The sequence below is a fragment of the Desulfomicrobium norvegicum genome (assembly GCF_900114595.1).
GTDB classification, from domain to species: domain Bacteria; phylum Desulfobacterota; class Desulfovibrionia; order Desulfovibrionales; family Desulfomicrobiaceae; genus Desulfomicrobium; species Desulfomicrobium macestii.
Genome location: NZ_FOTO01000012.1, coordinates 81,128 through 98,285, shown reverse-complemented (window position 1 = coordinate 98,285; position 17,158 = coordinate 81,128). Strand labels below are relative to the sequence as shown.

15 protein-coding genes and 1 riboswitch are annotated in these 17,158 nt (G+C 60.4%); of the genes, 4 read left to right on the top strand and 11 right to left on the bottom strand.

Annotation, left to right across the window (positions count from 1 at the left end):
- The first annotated feature begins 66 nt into the window (after nucleotides 1-66).
- Nucleotides 67-2,166 (top strand): putative bifunctional diguanylate cyclase/phosphodiesterase, encoded by a 2,100-nt coding sequence (locus tag BMZ24_RS15555; protein ID WP_092193679.1) that lies wholly within the window; start codon nucleotides 67-69, stop codon nucleotides 2,164-2,166.
- A gap of 72 nt (nucleotides 2,167-2,238) precedes the next feature.
- Here the strand turns inward: BMZ24_RS15555 and BMZ24_RS15550 are convergent, their stop codons facing one another.
- The 3 genes from BMZ24_RS15550 to BMZ24_RS15540 form a co-directional block, all read right to left on the bottom strand.
- Complete coding sequence (locus BMZ24_RS15550) at nucleotides 2,239-3,624, bottom strand: NAD(P)/FAD-dependent oxidoreductase (RefSeq protein WP_092193678.1); 1,386 nt, start codon at nucleotides 3,622-3,624, stop codon at nucleotides 2,239-2,241.
- Between the two features lie 2 nt (nucleotides 3,625-3,626).
- Nucleotides 3,627-5,468 (bottom strand): translational GTPase TypA, encoded by a 1,842-nt coding sequence (gene typA, locus BMZ24_RS15545; RefSeq protein ID WP_425266283.1) that lies wholly within the window; start codon nucleotides 5,466-5,468, stop codon nucleotides 3,627-3,629.
- Nucleotides 5,469-5,690: 222 nt separating this feature from the next.
- Complete coding sequence (locus BMZ24_RS15540) at nucleotides 5,691-6,128, bottom strand: hypothetical protein (RefSeq protein ID WP_092193677.1); 438 nt, start codon at nucleotides 6,126-6,128, stop codon at nucleotides 5,691-5,693.
- Between the two features lie 187 nt (nucleotides 6,129-6,315).
- Nucleotides 6,316-6,464: riboswitch (FMN riboswitch) on the top strand.
- 73 nt (nucleotides 6,465-6,537) lie between these two features.
- On the opposite strand from BMZ24_RS15540, the gene ribB reads away from it, so the two are divergent.
- From ribB to BMZ24_RS15525, 3 genes are all read left to right on the top strand, one after another.
- A complete protein-coding gene (gene ribB, locus BMZ24_RS15535) occupies nucleotides 6,538-7,194 on the top strand; it encodes a 3,4-dihydroxy-2-butanone-4-phosphate synthase (protein ID WP_092193676.1) in 657 nt (218 codons plus the stop codon).
- Between the two features lie 103 nt (nucleotides 7,195-7,297).
- Nucleotides 7,298-7,762, top strand: a complete 465-nt coding sequence (ybaK, locus tag BMZ24_RS15530) for a Cys-tRNA(Pro) deacylase (protein WP_092193675.1) — start codon at nucleotides 7,298-7,300, stop codon at nucleotides 7,760-7,762.
- A 187-nt stretch (nucleotides 7,763-7,949) separates the two neighbouring features.
- Nucleotides 7,950-9,704, top strand: coding sequence for a nuclease-related domain-containing protein (locus BMZ24_RS15525; protein ID WP_161949187.1), 1,755 nt, complete (start codon nucleotides 7,950-7,952; stop codon nucleotides 9,702-9,704).
- Between the two features lie 140 nt (nucleotides 9,705-9,844).
- Here BMZ24_RS15525 and phnE (BMZ24_RS15520) read toward each other — a convergent pair whose 3' ends face one another.
- From phnE (BMZ24_RS15520) to BMZ24_RS15485, 8 genes are all read right to left on the bottom strand, one after another.
- The gene (phnE, locus tag BMZ24_RS15520; RefSeq protein ID WP_092193673.1) at nucleotides 9,845-10,636 is read right to left on the bottom strand and encodes a phosphonate ABC transporter, permease protein PhnE; all 792 of its coding nucleotides are present in this window, start codon (nucleotides 10,634-10,636) and stop codon (nucleotides 9,845-9,847) included.
- On the bottom strand, nucleotides 10,629-11,414 hold the full coding sequence (phnE, locus tag BMZ24_RS15515; protein WP_092193672.1) for a phosphonate ABC transporter, permease protein PhnE: 786 nt from the start codon (nucleotides 11,412-11,414) through the stop codon (nucleotides 10,629-10,631). Before phnE (BMZ24_RS15515) ends, phnE (BMZ24_RS15520) begins: the two co-directional genes overlap by 8 nt.
- The gene (gene phnC, locus BMZ24_RS15510; RefSeq protein WP_092193671.1) at nucleotides 11,411-12,205 is read right to left on the bottom strand and encodes a phosphonate ABC transporter ATP-binding protein; all 795 of its coding nucleotides are present in this window, start codon (nucleotides 12,203-12,205) and stop codon (nucleotides 11,411-11,413) included. The genes phnE (BMZ24_RS15515) and phnC overlap by 4 nt, the downstream gene beginning before the upstream one ends.
- Before the next feature lie 19 nt (nucleotides 12,206-12,224).
- Nucleotides 12,225-13,241, bottom strand: a complete 1,017-nt coding sequence (gene phnD, locus BMZ24_RS15505) for a phosphate/phosphite/phosphonate ABC transporter substrate-binding protein (protein ID WP_092193670.1) — start codon at nucleotides 13,239-13,241, stop codon at nucleotides 12,225-12,227.
- A gap of 450 nt (nucleotides 13,242-13,691) precedes the next feature.
- A complete protein-coding gene (locus tag BMZ24_RS15500) occupies nucleotides 13,692-14,168 on the bottom strand; it encodes a ferritin-like domain-containing protein (RefSeq protein ID WP_092193669.1) in 477 nt (158 codons plus the stop codon).
- Between the two features lie 160 nt (nucleotides 14,169-14,328).
- On the bottom strand, nucleotides 14,329-15,159 hold the full coding sequence (locus BMZ24_RS15495; protein ID WP_092193668.1) for an FAD/NAD(P)-binding protein: 831 nt from the start codon (nucleotides 15,157-15,159) through the stop codon (nucleotides 14,329-14,331).
- Nucleotides 15,156-16,184 carry a 4Fe-4S dicluster domain-containing protein gene (locus BMZ24_RS15490; protein ID WP_092193667.1) on the bottom strand — a complete coding sequence of 343 codons (1,029 nt, stop codon included), beginning with the start codon at nucleotides 16,182-16,184 and terminating at the stop codon, nucleotides 15,156-15,158. Before BMZ24_RS15490 ends, BMZ24_RS15495 begins: the two co-directional genes overlap by 4 nt.
- Entirely contained in the window at nucleotides 16,184-17,140 is a 957-nt protein-coding gene (locus BMZ24_RS15485; RefSeq protein ID WP_092193666.1) for a 4Fe-4S dicluster domain-containing protein, read from the bottom strand. The genes BMZ24_RS15490 and BMZ24_RS15485 overlap by 1 nt, the downstream gene beginning before the upstream one ends.
- Nucleotides 17,141-17,158: the final 18 nt, after the last annotated feature.

Here is a 17,158-nt window from a genome sequence, read left to right as displayed (position 1 = left end):
TTGCTTGTCGTTAACCGGCTAAAAAGCGTGGATACGCATAAACCATTACCCAAGAAAAATTTCCTGATGACATCCACCCAGCACGCGCCGAACACCGAACCACCCGTCACTACCAGTATCCTGCTGGTCGAAGGCAACGCCATTGTCGCCTTCGACATGCAGCAACGGCTGCAAAAGCTCGGGTACCAGGTCCAGGGCATCATCACCTCCGGCGAGGAAGCCATCGCCGCAGTTGCACGGCAAGCGCCGTCACTGATCCTCATGGACATCTTTCTCGATGGGCGCATCGACGGCATCGAAGCGGCCAAGGCCATCCTTGAAAACACGCAGATCCCCATCATCTTCCTGACCGCCCATGACGACGAAGAAACCCTTGGGCGCGCCAAGATCACCGAGACCTTCGGCTACATCATAAAACCCGCCGAATCCCGGGACCTGCACGTAGCCATCGAAATCGCCCTCTACAAGCATTCCGCCGCGCAGGCGCTCCAGAAGAGCGAACAGCAGTACAGGCTGCTTTTCGATTCCATGCTGAACGGCTTCGCCCTGCACGAGGTCGTGACCGACGCTTCGGGAAAACCCAGGGATCTGCTCTTCCTCGACGTCAACCCGGCCTTTGCCAGCTTCTTCGGCCTGCCCGCAAAAGACATCGTCGGACGCAGCCTGCGTCAGCTTTCGGAAAAGGTCGAACCTTACTGGATCGACATCCTCGCCAAGACCGCCATGACCCGCGAGTCGATCCGCTTCGACAGCTTCGCGGGATTCGTGGGCAAACATTTCTCCGTGGTCGCCTTCAGCCCCCAGCCCAGGCAGGTGGCCGCCATATTCGAGGACACCACCAAGCGCAAGGACGCCGAAAAGCATCTGCAGCACCGAACCTTCCACGACGCCCTGACCAACCTGCCCAACCGCGCCCTCTGCCTGGACCGCATCCAGCAGGCCATGGAGCGCAGCCAGGTACGCGACGACTACCTCTTTGCCGTCGTGCAGGTCGATATCGACCGCTTCAAGGACGTCAACGACAGCCTCGGGCATCTTGTCGGCGACCAGCTGTTGCAGTCCATAGGCCACATCCTGCTTGATACCGTGTCCGCGGTGGACACGGTGGCACGCCTTGGCGACGACGAGTTCGTGGTGCTGCTGGAGGAATTGCCATCCAGGAAAGCGGGCACGGCCACCATCAAAAAAATCAAATCCGCCCTGAACCGCACCCTGGACATCGAGCATCATCCCATCCACATCAGTGCGTGTTTCGGCGCTCTCTTCGGGCCCAACGAATACACCTCACCCGAATACTTTCTGCAGGGAGCCAACATCGCCCTGCGCCACGCCCAGGAACAGGGCCTGGACCAGCTGCGCTTTTACGCGCCGGAAATGCAGGACAAGGCCCTCAAAAAACTGGACACGGAAACACGGCTGCGCAACGCCATCAGCGAAAACGAGTTCTTCCTGGCCCTGCAACCAATTTTCTCCATCGGCCAGAACCCGACCCTGAGCGGCTTCGAAGCCCTCTTGCGCTGGAAGCCCAAGGACAAGGACTGGGTTCCCCCCAGCGAATTCATCCCCATTGCCGAACAGACCGGGCTCATCCTGCCCATCGGACAATGGGTGCTGGAGCAATCCTGCAAGGTATTGCGATCCTGGGCCGAAAAATACCCGGAAAATGCCTTCAGCGTGTCCGTCAACCTGTCCGCGCGCCAGTTCTCCGATCCCGATCTGGTGCAAAACCTGTTCAACTGCATCCGCCACAACCGCATCAACCCATTGCAGCTCAAGCTCGAGATCACGGAAAGCGACGTCATGACCAACCCCGAGGCGACGATCCAGAAGCTTCGCATCATGAAGGAGCTCGGCATGGCCATTCTGGTCGATGATTTCGGCACGGGCTACTCGTCCATGAGCTACCTGCAACGCTTTCCCATCGACACGCTCAAAATCGACCGCAGTTTCGTGACTCATCTGGACAAGCACGCCAACCGCGTCATCGTGCGCACCATCGTCAACCTGGCCCACAGCCTTGGCCTGTCCGTGGTGGCCGAGGGCATCGAGACCGAAGCCCAATACCTGACGCTCAGGGAGATGGGCTGCGAATACGCGCAGGGCTACCATTTCTCCAAACCCATCCTGCTCGACCAGATCGACGAGTTCATCCGCGAACACATCTGAAAAAAGAGAGAGCGCTCCCGTCATGAAACGGCAACGCCCCTCTTTATCGTCAACTGATCCCGGAAATGAAGCCTAGCCCTTTGTAATAATGCTCTTGGCGGGGATGAGGCCCGTCGCCGCGGCCGAAACGATGTTTCCAGCCACTCCGGGTCCGTCTCCGGCCACGTAGAGTCCCCCGATAGCGGTCTGCAGATTTTCGTCGCATTCCACCTGCGTGGCGAAGAACTTGATCTCCGGCGCATACAGGAGCGTTTCGTCGTTGGCCACGCCCGGCACGACCTGGTTGAGCTTTTCGAGGCCCTCGACCAGGTTGGCCAGAATGCGCTCGGGCAGGGCCATGGCGATGTCGCCGCAGACCACCTTCTTCAAGGTTGGCTCGATGTAGCTGTTGCGGATGCGGTTCCAGGTGGAGCGGCGGCCGCGCTTCAAATCGCCGAAACGCTGCAGGATGGGCTTTCCGCCCCCGATCAGGGTCGCCAGGCGGCCGATGGATTCGCCATAGGCTTGGTTATCCGTGACGGGCTCGTTCAGGACCACCTTGGACAGGAAGGCGAAGTTGGTGTTCTCGCTTTTCTTGTCCATGTAGGCATGGCCGTTGACGCAGACGAAATCCTGGTAGTTTTCCTGGGCGATGAACCCGCCGTAGTTGGTGCAGAAGGTACGGGTCAGGTCGTCGTACTTGGAGGTGCGGATGAAGAAGGTCGGATCGTAGATGATGGAGCACAGGTCCTGCATGATCTCGTTGTGCACTTCCACGCGCACCCCGACCTCGATGCCGCGCTGGGTCACGGCCAGACCGTGGCGCTGCACGAGCTGGCCGACCCATTCGGCCCCCACCCTGCCCGGAGCCAGAATGACGTTATCCGCCAGATACTCGCCCTTGGCCGTGGTCACGCCGCGCACCCTGCCGCCCTCGACCAGGATGTCGACCACCTCCTCCTTGGTGCGCACGGTCACGCCCTTGGACTTGATGTACTCGACCATGCCGGTGATGTGACCGGGCAGGTTGTCGCTGCCGAGGTGCTTCTGCTTGATGACCAGCAGGTCGATGCCGAACTTGCGGGCCTCCTTGCGGATGGAGCGGGCTTCGTCGATGTTGGTCGGATAGACCTTTCCGTCCATGCCGAAGCGGTTGAAGATGGCCTCGGTCTCGTCGATGAGTTCTGTAGCCTTGCCCAGGCTCATGAACTGGGTCAGGTCGGTCTTGCCCAGCTTGGGTATGAAGTTGAGCTTGCCGTCGGAAAAGAGCCCCGCACCACCCATGCCCGCCAGGATGTTGCAGGGCTTGCAGTGGATGCAGTCCTGCGCCTCGGTCATGGGGCAGTTGCGGATCAGCGAGTCGCGACCCTTCTCGATCACAAGCACATCGAGGCTTGCGTGCTCGGCCAGATGATAGGCCGCGAACAGACCGGCCGGACCGCCGCCGACAATGATCACGTCATGGACTTTCTTCTGCATCTCTATTTTCCTTCGACCTTCTTCTTGCGCGCGACCATGCTGTGCCGTTTCTGGGCCGAAAGCTCGATCTTGCGCAGGCGGATGTTCAGGGGAGTGATCTCGACCATCTCGTCGTCGCGGATAAAATTGAGCGCCATCTCAAGGGTCATGGGCAACACGGGGGTGAGGATGATGGCCTCATCCTTGCCCGAGGCGCGCATATTGGTCAGCTTTTTTTCCTTGCAGGGGTTGATGTCGATGTCGTTATCGCGGTTGTGCTCGCCGACGATCATGCCCTCGTAGACCGCATCACCGGGACGCACGAACATCCGGCCGCGCGGCTCCAGATTGAAAAGCGCGTACGGCACGGCCTGACCCTGACGGTCGCAGACCAGCGAACCGGAAAAACGGGTCGGGAAATCGCCCCGGTACTCGCCGTATCCGTCGAACAGGGAATTCATGATGCCCGTGCCCTTGGTGTCGGTCAGAAATTCGTCCCGGTAGCCGATGAGAGCGCGGGACGGGACGGAAAATTCCATGCGCACGCGGCCGCTGCCGTTGTTGACCAGATTGAGCAGCTTGCCCCGGCGGATGGACAGTTTTTCCGTGACCACGCCCATGAAGGCCTCGTCGCAGTCCACGTAAACGTGTTCCATGGGCTCAAGGAGCTTGCCGCCTTCTTTCTTGTAGATGACCTCGGGACGACCGACGCCCAGCTCGAAGCCTTCGCGGCGCATGGTCTCGATGATGATGGCCAGCTGGAATTCACCGCGACCCTTGACGATCATGGAGTCCCTGTCCTCGCTCTCCTCGACCTGGATGGCCACGTTGGTCAGGGCCTCTTTTTCGAGACGGTCCTTGATCTTGCGCGACTGCACGATCTTGCCCTCGCGTCCGGCAAAAGGCGAGGTGTTGATGGTGAAGCGCATGGACACGGTGGGCTCGTCCACGTCGATGCGCTTCAGGCGCACCGGGCTTTCCTTCAGGCAGATGGTGTCGCCGATGCTGACCTTGTTCAGGCCGGCCATGACCACGATGTCGCCCATCTCGATGGCGGCCTGATCCTTGAGTTGCATTCCTTCGTAGGCCTGAATCTTGGCCGGCCGGAAGGCGAGCTGGTCGTTTTCGCCCATACACAGAAGATCGGCCTTGTCCTGCAGCAGACCGGCCTTGATTTTGCCGATGACCAGGCGACCCAGGTAATCCGAATACCCCAGATCCGAGACAAGCATCTGAAAGGGTGCGGCAGGATCGAAACGAGGGCCGGGGATGTGCTCCAGGATGAGGTCGAAGAGGCAGGAAAGATCCTTGCCAGGCTCATCAAGCACCGGAGAGGCCACACCGTCGCGGCCGATGGCGTAAAGCACCGGAAATTCGAGCTGGTCCTCGTCGGCGCCAAGATCGATGAACAGGTCGTAGACCTCGTCCAGCACTTCCTGCGGCCGGGCATCGGCGCGGTCGATCTTGTTGACCACGACCAGAATGGGCAGGCTCGCGTCCAGGGCTTTCTTGAGCACGAACCGGGTCTGGGGCAGCGGGCCCTCGGAGGAGTCCACCAGCAGCACCGCGCCGTCGACCATGGACAGGGCGCGCTCCACTTCCCCGCCAAAATCGGCGTGGCCGGGGGTGTCGACGATATTGATCTTCACGCCTTTCCAGCGCACGGAGCAATTCTTGGCGGCGATGGTGATACCGCGTTCGCGCTCCAGATCCATGGAATCCATGACGCGGTCGTCCATGGCCTGGTTGTCCCGGAAAACTCCGGACTGTCGGAACATGACGTCCACCAGGGTGGTCTTGCCATGGTCAACGTGTGCGATGATCGCGATATTTCTGATATTGTCATTTTTCTGCATGGTGGGCATTTTTTCCTCGTGGAGCATAAAAAACGGCTTCCTTGACTGAAGCCGATGTGGAGTTGGTCGTACGGCGCACAACACACGGCGCACGACACTATTTTTCCATTACGCGCACCTTTCGTGCGACGTCAAGAAGGAAAGAAACGAAAAAAGCGGATCTTTCTAAGGGCGCAAATCCGGACAGGCGGCCGTTTGAGGGCTGGCGGCAGGAAAAGAGGGCCTGAAAACCTACTTGAACATCCCGCAGCGCATGTTGCGGATGGCGTCCTTGAACTGGATCTCGGCAGTGCAGGGCTTCATCAGTTTCTGAACATAACCCAGACCAAAGGTGGGATGATCAATGACATCGCCGATCTGAAACGTACGCTCCATGCTGTAGGACAGGGGTTTGGCGCAGGGGGTGACCAGCTTTTCCCACTGTTCGAGCAGAGCCTGGGCCTGCTTGCTGGAAGCCAGGGCAGCCTTCTTGGGACGAGGGGTGGCGGGTTTCTTGACCTTGGGCTCGGCAGTTGGCGACACATAGGCGTGACGTGCGTTACAAACCTTGCACTCGACCTTGGCGATCTTCTCGCCGGACATGACGACCACGTGATGATCGGTCACGGTCTTGCATTTCTTGCATAGGGACTCGACGGAACTGCCTGCTTGTATTTGATTTTCTGTCATGTTCGATCCTTTGAAGTAACGTTGCGGGAAAAAAAAGCCACAAGGGAAAATCCTTGTGGCATGTTCTCTATTGAAGCACTCTACCCCGTTACCGTGCGCGAGGCAATGGTCGAATTTGCCATTTTGTCATACAGGACTTTTTACGGCCTTCGCACCGTTGACAGCGCCCGCCTCGCCGCGCATGGTGCCCACTTCTCAGGGCGGGGTGCAATTCCCCACCGGCGGTATCCCGCTTCACGGCGGGGAGCCCGCGAGCGCTCCCGGAGGTCCGGGAGGTCAGCAGATCCGGTGCGAAGCCGGAGCCGACGGTGACAGTCCGGATGAAAGAGAAGACGGCGTACCGTTCACGGGCGTGAACGGTTCTTTTCAGCCGCGCCCTGATTCACGTTCAATTCCAAGGAGAACCACCGTGAATCAGTTTTCAGAAAGTTTTGAAAACACCCCTCCCCGCGTCCGGGTCGAACGCGCCCTTGCGGCCTTGCAACAAGGCCTCGGGGTGCTGGTCACCGACAACGAAAACCGCGAAAACGAAGGTGACCTGATCTTCGCCGCCCAGTCCCTGACCACGGCTCAGATGGCCATGCTCATCCGCGAATGCAGCGGCATCGTCTGCCTGTGCCTGCCCGAGGACAAAGTCCGCGCCCTGGACCTGGCGCCCATGGTCAGCAACAATTCCAGCCGTTACCAGACTGCCTTCACCGTCTCCATCGAAGCCGCCCAGGGGGTGACCACGGGAGTGTCCGCCGCCGATCGCGTGCGCACGGTGCAGGCCGCCATCGCCGACGATGCCCGCCCCGGGGATCTGCATCGTCCCGGCCACATCTTCCCGCTTCGCGCCTGTCCGGGCGGGGTTCTGGAACGCGAAGGCCACACCGAAGCCACCGTGGACCTCATGCGCCTGGCCGGACTCAAGCCCTGCGGCGTACTGTGCGAAGTCACCAACGAAGACGGCACCATGGCCCGCATGCCCGAAATCCAGGAGTTCGGAAGACGCCACGAGCTCCCCGTGGTGACCATCGACGACATCAAGGAATACATCCAGGCCTCGGCACAGGCCGCAAGCTAACGACCCTTTCGGCACGGCGCTTCCGGCGATCCTGCGCGCCGTGCCTTTTCAGCCTTCATTTTCAGGACTGGACTTTTTCCGCCCGCCTTTGTAGCCGCACCCCATGACCCCCGCCATAAACGCCGCCAAAAAAGCAGGAATCACATTCGTCGTACGGGAATACGACCATGACCCGTCATGCACGGCCTACGGCCTGGAAGCGGCCGAAAAACTCGGCGTCGATCCCTGCCAGGTCTTCAAGACCCTGGTCGCGGATCTGGGCGGGGAGCTGGTGGTGGCCGTCATTCCGGTGGAGAGCATGCTCGGGCTCAAGCAATTGGCCAAGGCCGCCGGGGCCAAGAAGGCGGCCATGGCCGACAGGGTCCTCGTGGAGCGCGCCACCGGCTACGTGCTTGGCGGGGTCAGCCCTCTGGGACAGAAAAAGCGGCTGCGTACCTTCATCGACATCTCGGCACAGGCCCACCCCGCCATGCTGGTCAGTGGAGGTCGGCGCGGCCTTGATATCGAACTCGCTCCCGAAGACCTGGCCCGTATGACCGCCGCCCGCTTTGCGCCTCTTGCGCAATAAGGGCCGCCCCTGCTCGCTATCCCGGCCCGGCCAGGCTTGAGGTTCGGCCACGGGGTCCGCTTTCAATGCGGCAGGCACGTGTATGGCGACAGCTGTCATACACGCGCAAACCTTGACTTATTTTCCGATCCAAGGCTTATACTTCACGAGGCAAGGACTACGTAACGCAAGAACAGGTCGAGGCGTCATGGCACACATTCACGGCAAAGCGGTTCAAAGCGGCAATACCCGGGCCTCTGCCCGCCACAAGGACATTCTGCTGCGTCTCATCCTGCCCCTGCTTCTCGTTCTGATGCCGGCTGGGGCAGGCCTGTATGCATTCGGGCAAAACCAGCCGTGGATCACCGCCATCTTCGCCGTCTTCTTCATCGCGGCCACTCTGCGCTTCGAAGAGCTCGGCCTCGCCTTCTCGCATCATTTCTCGCATTCGCAGACAAACTCCCAGGCCTCACGGATCGTGAGCAAGGCGTTGCGGCAGCTCCCAAGCGAATACCATGTCTTTCATGATCTGCATTTCGAAGGCAACCAGCTCGATCACGCCGTGATAGGCCCAAACGGGCTCTTCCTGATCAGAACCAGAAGCCATCTCGGAAATGTCACGGCCTCGGGCGAATCCCTGCGCCTGAACGGATGGCCGTTCATGCTGGACATGCTGACCCAGTGCTGGAACCTGACCCAAAAGCTGACCCGGCACATGGATCTGCAGTACGCAGGCGGCGTGCACCCCTGCCCGGTACTGTGTTTCAGCCGGGCCAGCGTCGGCATTGCGGGTCCGGTGCGCGGCGCGCTGGTTGTCGAGGCCGGGAATCTGGTCCAGGCCATCCTGGCTCACGATGACGCCCTGCCTGCGGACAGGATGTACGTTCTGATCGATAAATTCACCGGGCTGGTGAACGCCGACACCGGATCTGAACCAGGCGACGAGGACGAGCCCCAAGCCGACCAGGCACCCCTGGCCTCACTCAAATCAAACCGTCCCGTCTGCGCCGCATGCCGCCACCAGCCAAGCCCTGAAGAATTTGGACTCTTTCCCGCAGAGTGCCCGAAATGCGGTCGCCTCTACGCCGTCACGCCCGAGGAGTCGGAGACGCCCTCCCCGGCCAAGCCTTTGAAGGTTCTCTGGAAGCCGAGCCTCCTGCAGCTCGGGATGACCTTTTTGCTCTTCGCCGGATGCACGGGTTACGTCGCGCACAGACAGGGTCTGTTCGGCCTGGAGCAATTGTTCATTCAGTCGCGGCAAACCGCCACTGCCGAGCCCGAGGCGTCCGAAGCACTTTTGCCCGCCGTGGAAAACGGGTCCTCCCCCGCCGTCGTGGCGGAGCAAACCGCTGGCGCGGACAATGAGACCAGCACCCCGCCGCAAGCGGACATCATGACGCCCGATCCGCGACCAGGCACCGGCATGACGCAAAACGAGCCGGCATCGCCGGTCTATTCGCAATCCGGCGACAACATCGCGCCATCCCTGCCCGAGCAGGCACTTGGAGTGAACGCAAGCTGCGCGACCGTGGCCCAGGCGCTCCCGAACGCCACTTCGGAAGACGCGCAGGCGCTCCCAAGCGCCGCCTCGGCAGAGGCGCAGGCACTTCCGAAGGCCACTTCGAAGAATACGGATGCGCCTTCCATCGACACTGTCCAAGGCTCTCCAGCGCCCGCCGCGACGCTTCCGAAGCCAAAAGCCGAGACGGCCCAGGCCCCTCCCCGGAACCCTGACGAATCGTTCGACAAGGGCAGACTGGTCGTCACCTCGTCCCGGCCTCTTGTTTTGTGGTTCAAGAACCAGCAGACCTGCAAGGACTTCGGCCCCTTCGAGATCAAGGCCAAAAGCGTCAAGGACATCGTCCTGCCCAAGGGCTTCTACAGCGTGGTCTATCTGGAAAACGGCAAACGCAGGCACACGACCATGAGCTTCCTGAGCGACCAGGGACAACTCGATTTCTAGCCCGGCGCAAATGCGCACGGCCTTCGACATCTGTCAGGGCAAACGTCCACAACATCCGGCGTGAAACTGAGAAACCCGCGTCACGGAAAACTCTGGGTTTTCCGTGACGCGGGTTTGTCTTTGCAGTGATGCAATGAATGCTAGATGATTTTCTGCCTGATCTTCGTGACCACGATCTCGGCCACGATGACCACGGCAAAGATGCACAGCAGGATGAGCGCGACCTGATTCCAGCGAAAAAGGGCGATGGCCGTGTCCAGCGCCATGCCTATCCCGCCCGCGCCGACCAGTCCGATAACCGCCGACTCGCGCACGTTGATATCCCACCGAAACAGGGTGATCCCCCAGAAGGCCGGTGAAACCTGGGGCCAGTAAGCCTTAAGGAAGATGCTCGGCCAGGGGGCCCCCGCCGCCTTCAATGCTTCCACCGGCCCCTTGTTGCATTCCTCCAGGGCCTCGCCCAGGAGCTTGCCGCAAAAACCGATGGAGCGAAATCCGATGGCGATGGTCCCGGCTAGGGCGCCGGGGCCGAAAACGGCCACGAACAGGATCGCCCAGACAAGGGTGTTCACCGAACGCGAAGAGACAAGGATCAGCCGTGCCAGCCAGTTCAGGGCCGGGATCGGGGTGATGTTGCTGGCGGCCAGCAGCGCCACCGGCAGCGACATGACCAGCGCCAGAATGGTGCCCATGCCCGCGATGTGCATGCTCTCGACCAGGGCCTCGTGCACGCCTTCGCGGTAGTGGGCAATGTCCGGCGGCCACATGCGTGCGAACATGTCCGCCATCTGGGTCGGGGCATCGTACAGGAATTCCGGAACGATCTGCACCGTGCGCATCGAAACGACCAGGGCGGTGACCGCGGCCAGATAGATCGCAAACCGGGCCAGTCTTTGAGCGGGAGTGAAACGCTCCCAGGTGCGACTAGTCATTGAACACCGCCTTGACTATGGATGCGAGGTATTCCCCGAGCATGACGAGGATGATGATCGAGATGAGGATCGCGGCCAGGAAGTCGTAGTCGAAGCGCTGAAACGCCGCGAACAGCGTCCCGCCGATGCCGCCCGCGCCGACGATTCCGACCATGGTCGAATTGCGGATGTTCGCGTCGAACTGATATGTGGCGAACCCGATGAAGCGATTCAGCACCTGCGGCAGCACGGCATACAGGATGACGCTCATGAACGGGGCTCCGGCGGCCCGACAGGCCTCCACCGGCTTGAGGGAAATCTCCTCGATGGCTTCGGCGAAGAGCTTGCCGATGAAGCCGATGGACGCGAAGATCAGGGTCAGGATGCCCGCCAGCGGGCCGAATCCCACCGCCTTTACGAACAGGATGGCAAAGATGACCGGATGAAAGGAGCGGCAGATGGCAATGAGAATGCGGGACGGCCAGGTCGCCCAGGTCGGCATCAGGTTGCGCGAGGCGGCCAGGCCGATGGGCAGGGAGAAGGCCACGCCGAACGCCGAGGCGATCACCGCGATTTCAAGCGTCTCCAGAAGGTTGCCCAGCAACAGCTTCCAGCGCTCGAAATTGGGCGGAATCATGCTCCCCAGGAATTTCGCGCCATTCTCAAGGCCGATCACGAAACGGTCCCAGGTGATGTCCAGGGACCAGAACGCGAGCACGCAATAGCCGATCACGGCGAGCCACCCAAGGCGCGCAAGCCAGTTGGGCTTGAAGGCTCTTCTGGTGTTGACCGCGCTCATGACAACCAGTCCTCGCCGCCGTAGATCTGCTTGAGATGATCGTCCGTCAGCTCCGAGGGCGGGCCGTCGAACACGATGCTTCCCAGCGACATGCCGATGACCCGGTCTGCGAAGCGCTTGGCCAGGTTCACGTCATGGATGTTGATCAGCACCGGAATGTCGTGCGCCTTGGAGAAATCGTTCAGAAGCCCCATGATCTCGACGGATGTCTTGGGATCAAGGGATGACGTGGGCTCGTCGGCCATGATCACGTCGGGGTTCTGCATCACGGCCCGGGCGATGCCCACGCGCTGACGCTGCCCGCCGGACAGGGCGTCGGCCCGCTCGGTGGCGAATTCGCTCAGGCCGACCATGTCGATCAGCTCGAAAGCCCGATCGATGTCGTGCTGCTCGAACCTGCGCAGCCAGGCCCGCCAGACCGGCACGAATCCGAGTCTGCCGCAGAGCACGTTCTCGATGACCGAGAGGCGCTCCACAAGGTTGAATTCCTGAAAGACCATGCCCACGTGGTGCCGGGCCAGGCGCAGTTCCTTGCCCGAAAGCCGCGTGATTTCGTGTCCGGCCACGGTGATGGTGCCGCTGGTCGGGTCGATGAGGCGGTTGATGCAGCGCAGCAGCGTGCTCTTGCCTGTCCCGGAGGGGCCGATGATGGCCACCGTGGAACAGCCCCGTACCTCGAAGGAGATGTTTTTGAGAACCGGCTTGCCCGGAACGTAAGCCTTGACCAGATCTTTTACGATCAGGGAACGGGAGGCATTCCCCCCGTTCCCGTTATTGCTTGATGACGTCACGATAATGCCTTGTATGTGATTACTGCTTCTTGGCTTTCTTTTCCGCGTCCGCCTTTTCCTTGGCGATCATGGCCTTGAGGCCTTCCTCGTTGTAACTCGCGCCGGTGGCCTCTGCGATATCGCGAATGACCGCCCAATCCTTCTGGTAGGTGATGGGGAAGAAACGATCCGCGCCGTCAAAGGCCTTCTTCATCTCGTCGGTGTAGCGATAGGTGTAGAACGCTTCCTTGATCTTCTCGACCAGATCCGGGCAGAGTTGGCTGGAGTAGCCGAAGGATGACGTGGGGAAACGGGGGCTGGTGTAGATGATGCGCACGGCGCCTTCATCCACGCGACCGGCGCGCAGCATGCGCTCGTACACGTCAGAGGCCACCGGGGCGGCATCGTAGTCGCCGTGGACGACGCCCAGGACGGACTGGTCGTGCTTGCCGGAGTAAACGACGGTGTAGTCTTCGTCAGGCACGATTCCCTGGGCCGGGAAAAGCGCGCGGGGTGCCAGGTTGCCGGAGTTGGACGAGGGGGAAGTGTGCGCGACCTTCTTGCCCTTGAGATCGGCCATGGTCTGAATGGGGCTGTCCTTCTTGACGATCACGATCAGGTTGTAGCCCTGAAACGCCTCGGCATCACCCTTGACGGCGATGGGCACGTAACCGGCCAGGTTCACGGCGAAGCCGGTGGGCCCGGTGGAATAGCCAGCGATATGCAGGCGGCCGGAGCGCATGGCCTCTACCTGGGCCGAGTTGGAATGCACGGTGTAGTAGATGACGTCCTTGCCCGTGATCTTCTTGATGTGGGCCTGAAAATCGGCAAACAGATCCTGATATACGGCGGGATCTTCAACCGGGGTATAGGTGAAAACCAGGGTGGAAGGATCTTTGCATTCGCCGGGGAGCGCGTTGTCGGCGACCAGATCCTTGTCGTTGTCGCAATACATTTTGTCCAGAATTCCGCGGTAGGTACATTCATCCGCGAATCCGGGAACGGCGACGGCCAGGATCATCACCGCGGCCAGAAAGCCCAAGAAACCCTTCTTCATGATCATCTCCTTGTTACAGTGTTGGTTCAGACGACGCGGCTGATGCACCAGCAAATCAAGGCAAGGCCGCTAAAAAACCGATGCCGTAAAGAGGCGGCAGGCAAGCCGGTCTCTTCATTTTCTACGTTCGCAATAGAAACAGGCCGTTCGTTTTCGAAAAGAAAATTGCGAAAATATCACGCACCAATTCAACAACACACCCTGTTCACATTCGGGACAGTGCCGCGAAAGGCTCGATACGAAAGCACAAGAGACGCCTGAAAAGGCACGGCTCAAGCGTTGGTTCACGCGCCCTTGCCCCCTGTTCCGTCGCCGAAAACTTTAACCGAATTGTGACGTTAGCGCAATGTGAACTCGCAGCCATGTAGCAGGTTCCTGGCAAAAAACGAAAAAAAGAGGCTCCCGGATTCGCACCCGAAAGCCCCTAGGAGGATGGTCTTACAAAACCTTCTATTTACGCAGCATACCCGCCAAAAGGCGCAGGTGAGTGCGCTCCTCGTCGATGCAGGCCTGCACGTGCTTTCTGTCCCCTTCGGGCACGAATTCGCGCATTTCGAGGAAGAACATGATCGTGTCCTTCTCGAATCCCATGGCCGTTTCGATGGCCTCCTCGGGAGTACCCATGAAGGTCTTGAGATGATTCACGTCGCCCAGGCGGAAAAGGGTGTGCGAATCGAGCAGATATTTGAGGTAGTCCACATACTCGTCTTCCTCAGCCCAGGCCGGGAGCTCCACTTCCCCCACCCGCTCATAGAGCCTGGCGAAGATCTCGCGGTGCTTGGTCTCCTCCTTTGCAAGAAAGGAGAACAGATCCTTGAGTTTGGGCTCGGTGGTGGTCTCGACCAGACGATTGTAGAAGACTTCGCCGCGGGTTTCGACTTCCTGGGCGGCCAGGAGAATGTCCGTTGCCTTGAATATTCCAGCCATAAAACCTCCTACCTGGCAGTCCAAAAACGGCGACCTGCTTCGTCACTGCAGAAAATCTAGACCCTCACGTATGTCTCTATACGCTTCGGGCCTGGATTTTCTTTGTTCCTCGCATCTCACCATTTTTGAACAGCCTGGACATTTGTATTTCTACCAGTTGCTACAGTTCCGAGGGCAGCTCTTTGAGCTGGGCATAGGTGAAGACGGGTCCGTCCATGCACACGTACTTCGTGCCGATGTTGCAACGCCCGCAGATGCCCACTCCGCACTTCATGCGTTTTTCCAGGGTGGTGAGGATGTTCTCATCCTCGAAGCCCAGTTTTTTGAGAGCCTGCAAGGTGAACTTGATCATGATGGGCGGGCCGCAGGTGATGGCCACCGTGTTCTTGGGCGAGGGGTTGATTTCAAGCAGCACGTTGGGGATGAGGCCCACCTTGTGCTCCCAGCCCTCGGACGGGTTGTCGATGGTCAGCACGGTGTTCACATCCTTGCGTTCCGTCCACTCCGGCAGTTCCGCCTTGTAGGTCAGGTCGGCGGGGCTGCGCGCACCGTACAACAGGGTTATGTCACCGTAGTCCTTACGGTTGTCGAGCATGTATGTGAACAGGGTCCGCAAGGGAGCCATGCCGATGCCGCCGCCCACGAAGACGATGTTCTTGCCCTTCAGGTCCTCCACCGGGAAGGAGTTGCCAAGAGGAGCGCGCACGCCGATCTGGTCGCCGGGCTGCAACTGGTGCAGACGGGTCGTGACCTCGCCCACGCGCATGACGCTGAACTGCAGGTAGTCCTTGCGGGTCGGGGAGGAGTTGATGACAAAAGTCGACTCGCCAACGCCGAAGACCGAGAGCTGCCCCACCTGGCCGGGCCGGAAGGTGAACTCCTTCATGCGCTCTTCGTTGTTGATGACGATGCGGAAGGTCTTGATGTTGTGCGTCTCCTGGATCACTTCGACAATGGTGGCCATGTCCGGGAGATAGGGATTGGCATTCATTCGGAGTACTCCTGTGCTGCTTTCACGATCTGCCGGATATCGACTCCGGCGGGGCACTGCTTGATGCACCGGCCGCACCCGCAACAGGCGATGACGCCCTTGTGCAGGTCCGGATAGTAGCTGAACTTGTGCCCGACGCGGTTCTTCAGACGATGCGCCTTGGTCGGACGCGGGTTGTGGCCGCTGCCTTCCAGGGTGAAGGTGTGGGACATGCAGTTGTCCCAGGAGCGGATGCGCCGGCTCTCAAGGCCCAGGTCGTCGTCGGTGATGTTGAAGCAGTAGCAGGTCGGACACATGTAGGTGCAGGCTCCGCAGGAGATGCACTTGGCCGACTGGGCCTGCCAGAAGTCCATGTCGTCGAAGCGGGCCAGAAGCTGGGCCGGGGCCGAAGCGTAATCGTGGGCCTCGCCCATCAGCTCCCTGGCCCTCACGTTCTTGGCGTCGGCTTCCTTGCCCTTGTCGCCCGCGTCCGCGAAGAGGGAAGACTTCATGACTTCCTCGCCGGCAGGCGTGACCGAACGCGCCACATACCCTTCCCCGACCAGGGTCAGGAGCACGTCGGAACCTTCCGCATCGGCAGGACCGCTGCCCACGCTGTGACAGAAACAGGTCGTCTCGGGACGGTCGCAGGCCAGCGAAATGAAGACCGTGTTGTCCCGACGCGTAATATAGTAGGGATCCTTGGTCTTGTCCGTTTCGTAGACCGGATTGAAGATGAGCTTGCCGCGTGCCCCGCACGGACGGCAGCCGATGACCACGTTCTTGCCCTCGGGCAGGGTCTCGGTGATTTCCGGCTTCTTCTCCGGGATCTCGCGCTTGACCGTCAGCAGGGTTTCCGTCTGCGGAAAGGTCGCGGCCTTGGGGGAGACGGCCGCCATGCGCGAGTGCATGTCAAGGACCATCCCCGGCAGAAAACGGCGGAAGGTCACGGTGCCGCAACTGGCCACGGGCGCGAGCACGCGGCAGGTGGCGGTCAGCTCCTCGGCCAAACGGATGAGGTTCTCTTTTGTTATGAATCGTTCCATTACCAGCCTCGCTCGTTGATGCGCTCTTCCTCGACCTTGAAGGTCAAGAGAGGCGGGGTCTGTTCCAGAGCCGTGCCTGCCTGCAGTTCAAACACGTCCTTGACCTGCTTGTTCATCCAGCGCCGCAGCAGCATAAGCGGAATGTCCACGGGACAGGCCCGCTCGCATTCGCCGCATTCCGTGCAGCGTCCGGCCAGATGCGAGACATGCACCATCTGGAACATCATGTTCTCGGCCGGGGAATTGTCCTGACTGATCCAGAGGGGATCGCGGCTGGTCGCGATGCAATAGTCGCGGCAGACGCACATGGGACAGGCGTTGCGACAGGCGTAGCAGCGGATGCAGCGGCTCATGGTCTCCTGCCAGAAGGCGAGCTTTTCGGCGTCGCTCTTGGCTTCGAACTCATCCTGGCAGGCCAGGCTCGCGGCCGGGGCCGGAGTGTGCGCGGCGCCGATCAGCACATCGGATATGATGGCGTCGGGCGTGGCGCAGACCAGGCATTTGTCGGCCAACACGTCAGAGAGTTTGAGGGTCGCGGACTGACCGGCCACGGAGATCTTGAGATCCTGCGCGCCAACCTCCACCGACTCCACGAATCCCGGATCGGCGGGCAGGGCCGCGCGGATCTTGCGCTGGCTGACCACGCCGTCGCAGCAGAGGCCGAAAACGACGACATTCTCGCGGTTGATCAGGTTTTCATTCAAGAGCTGGATCACGCTCTTGCTGTCGCAGCCCTTGACCACCACACCGATCTTCTTGCCCTTGAACCCGGGCAGGTAGGTGGCCAGGTTGTGCACGGCCAAGGGGCCTATGATGAGCCGATCCAGATCCGCCTCGGTGCGGATGAAGAGCGGCGTGGCATGGAGCGGATCATAGCCCTGCTCCCAGCCGATGACGCACTCAAGCTCGCCCAGGTGGCTCTTGATGGCATTTTTGAGATCATCCAATTGGGACATATGTCCTCCTGTTATTGC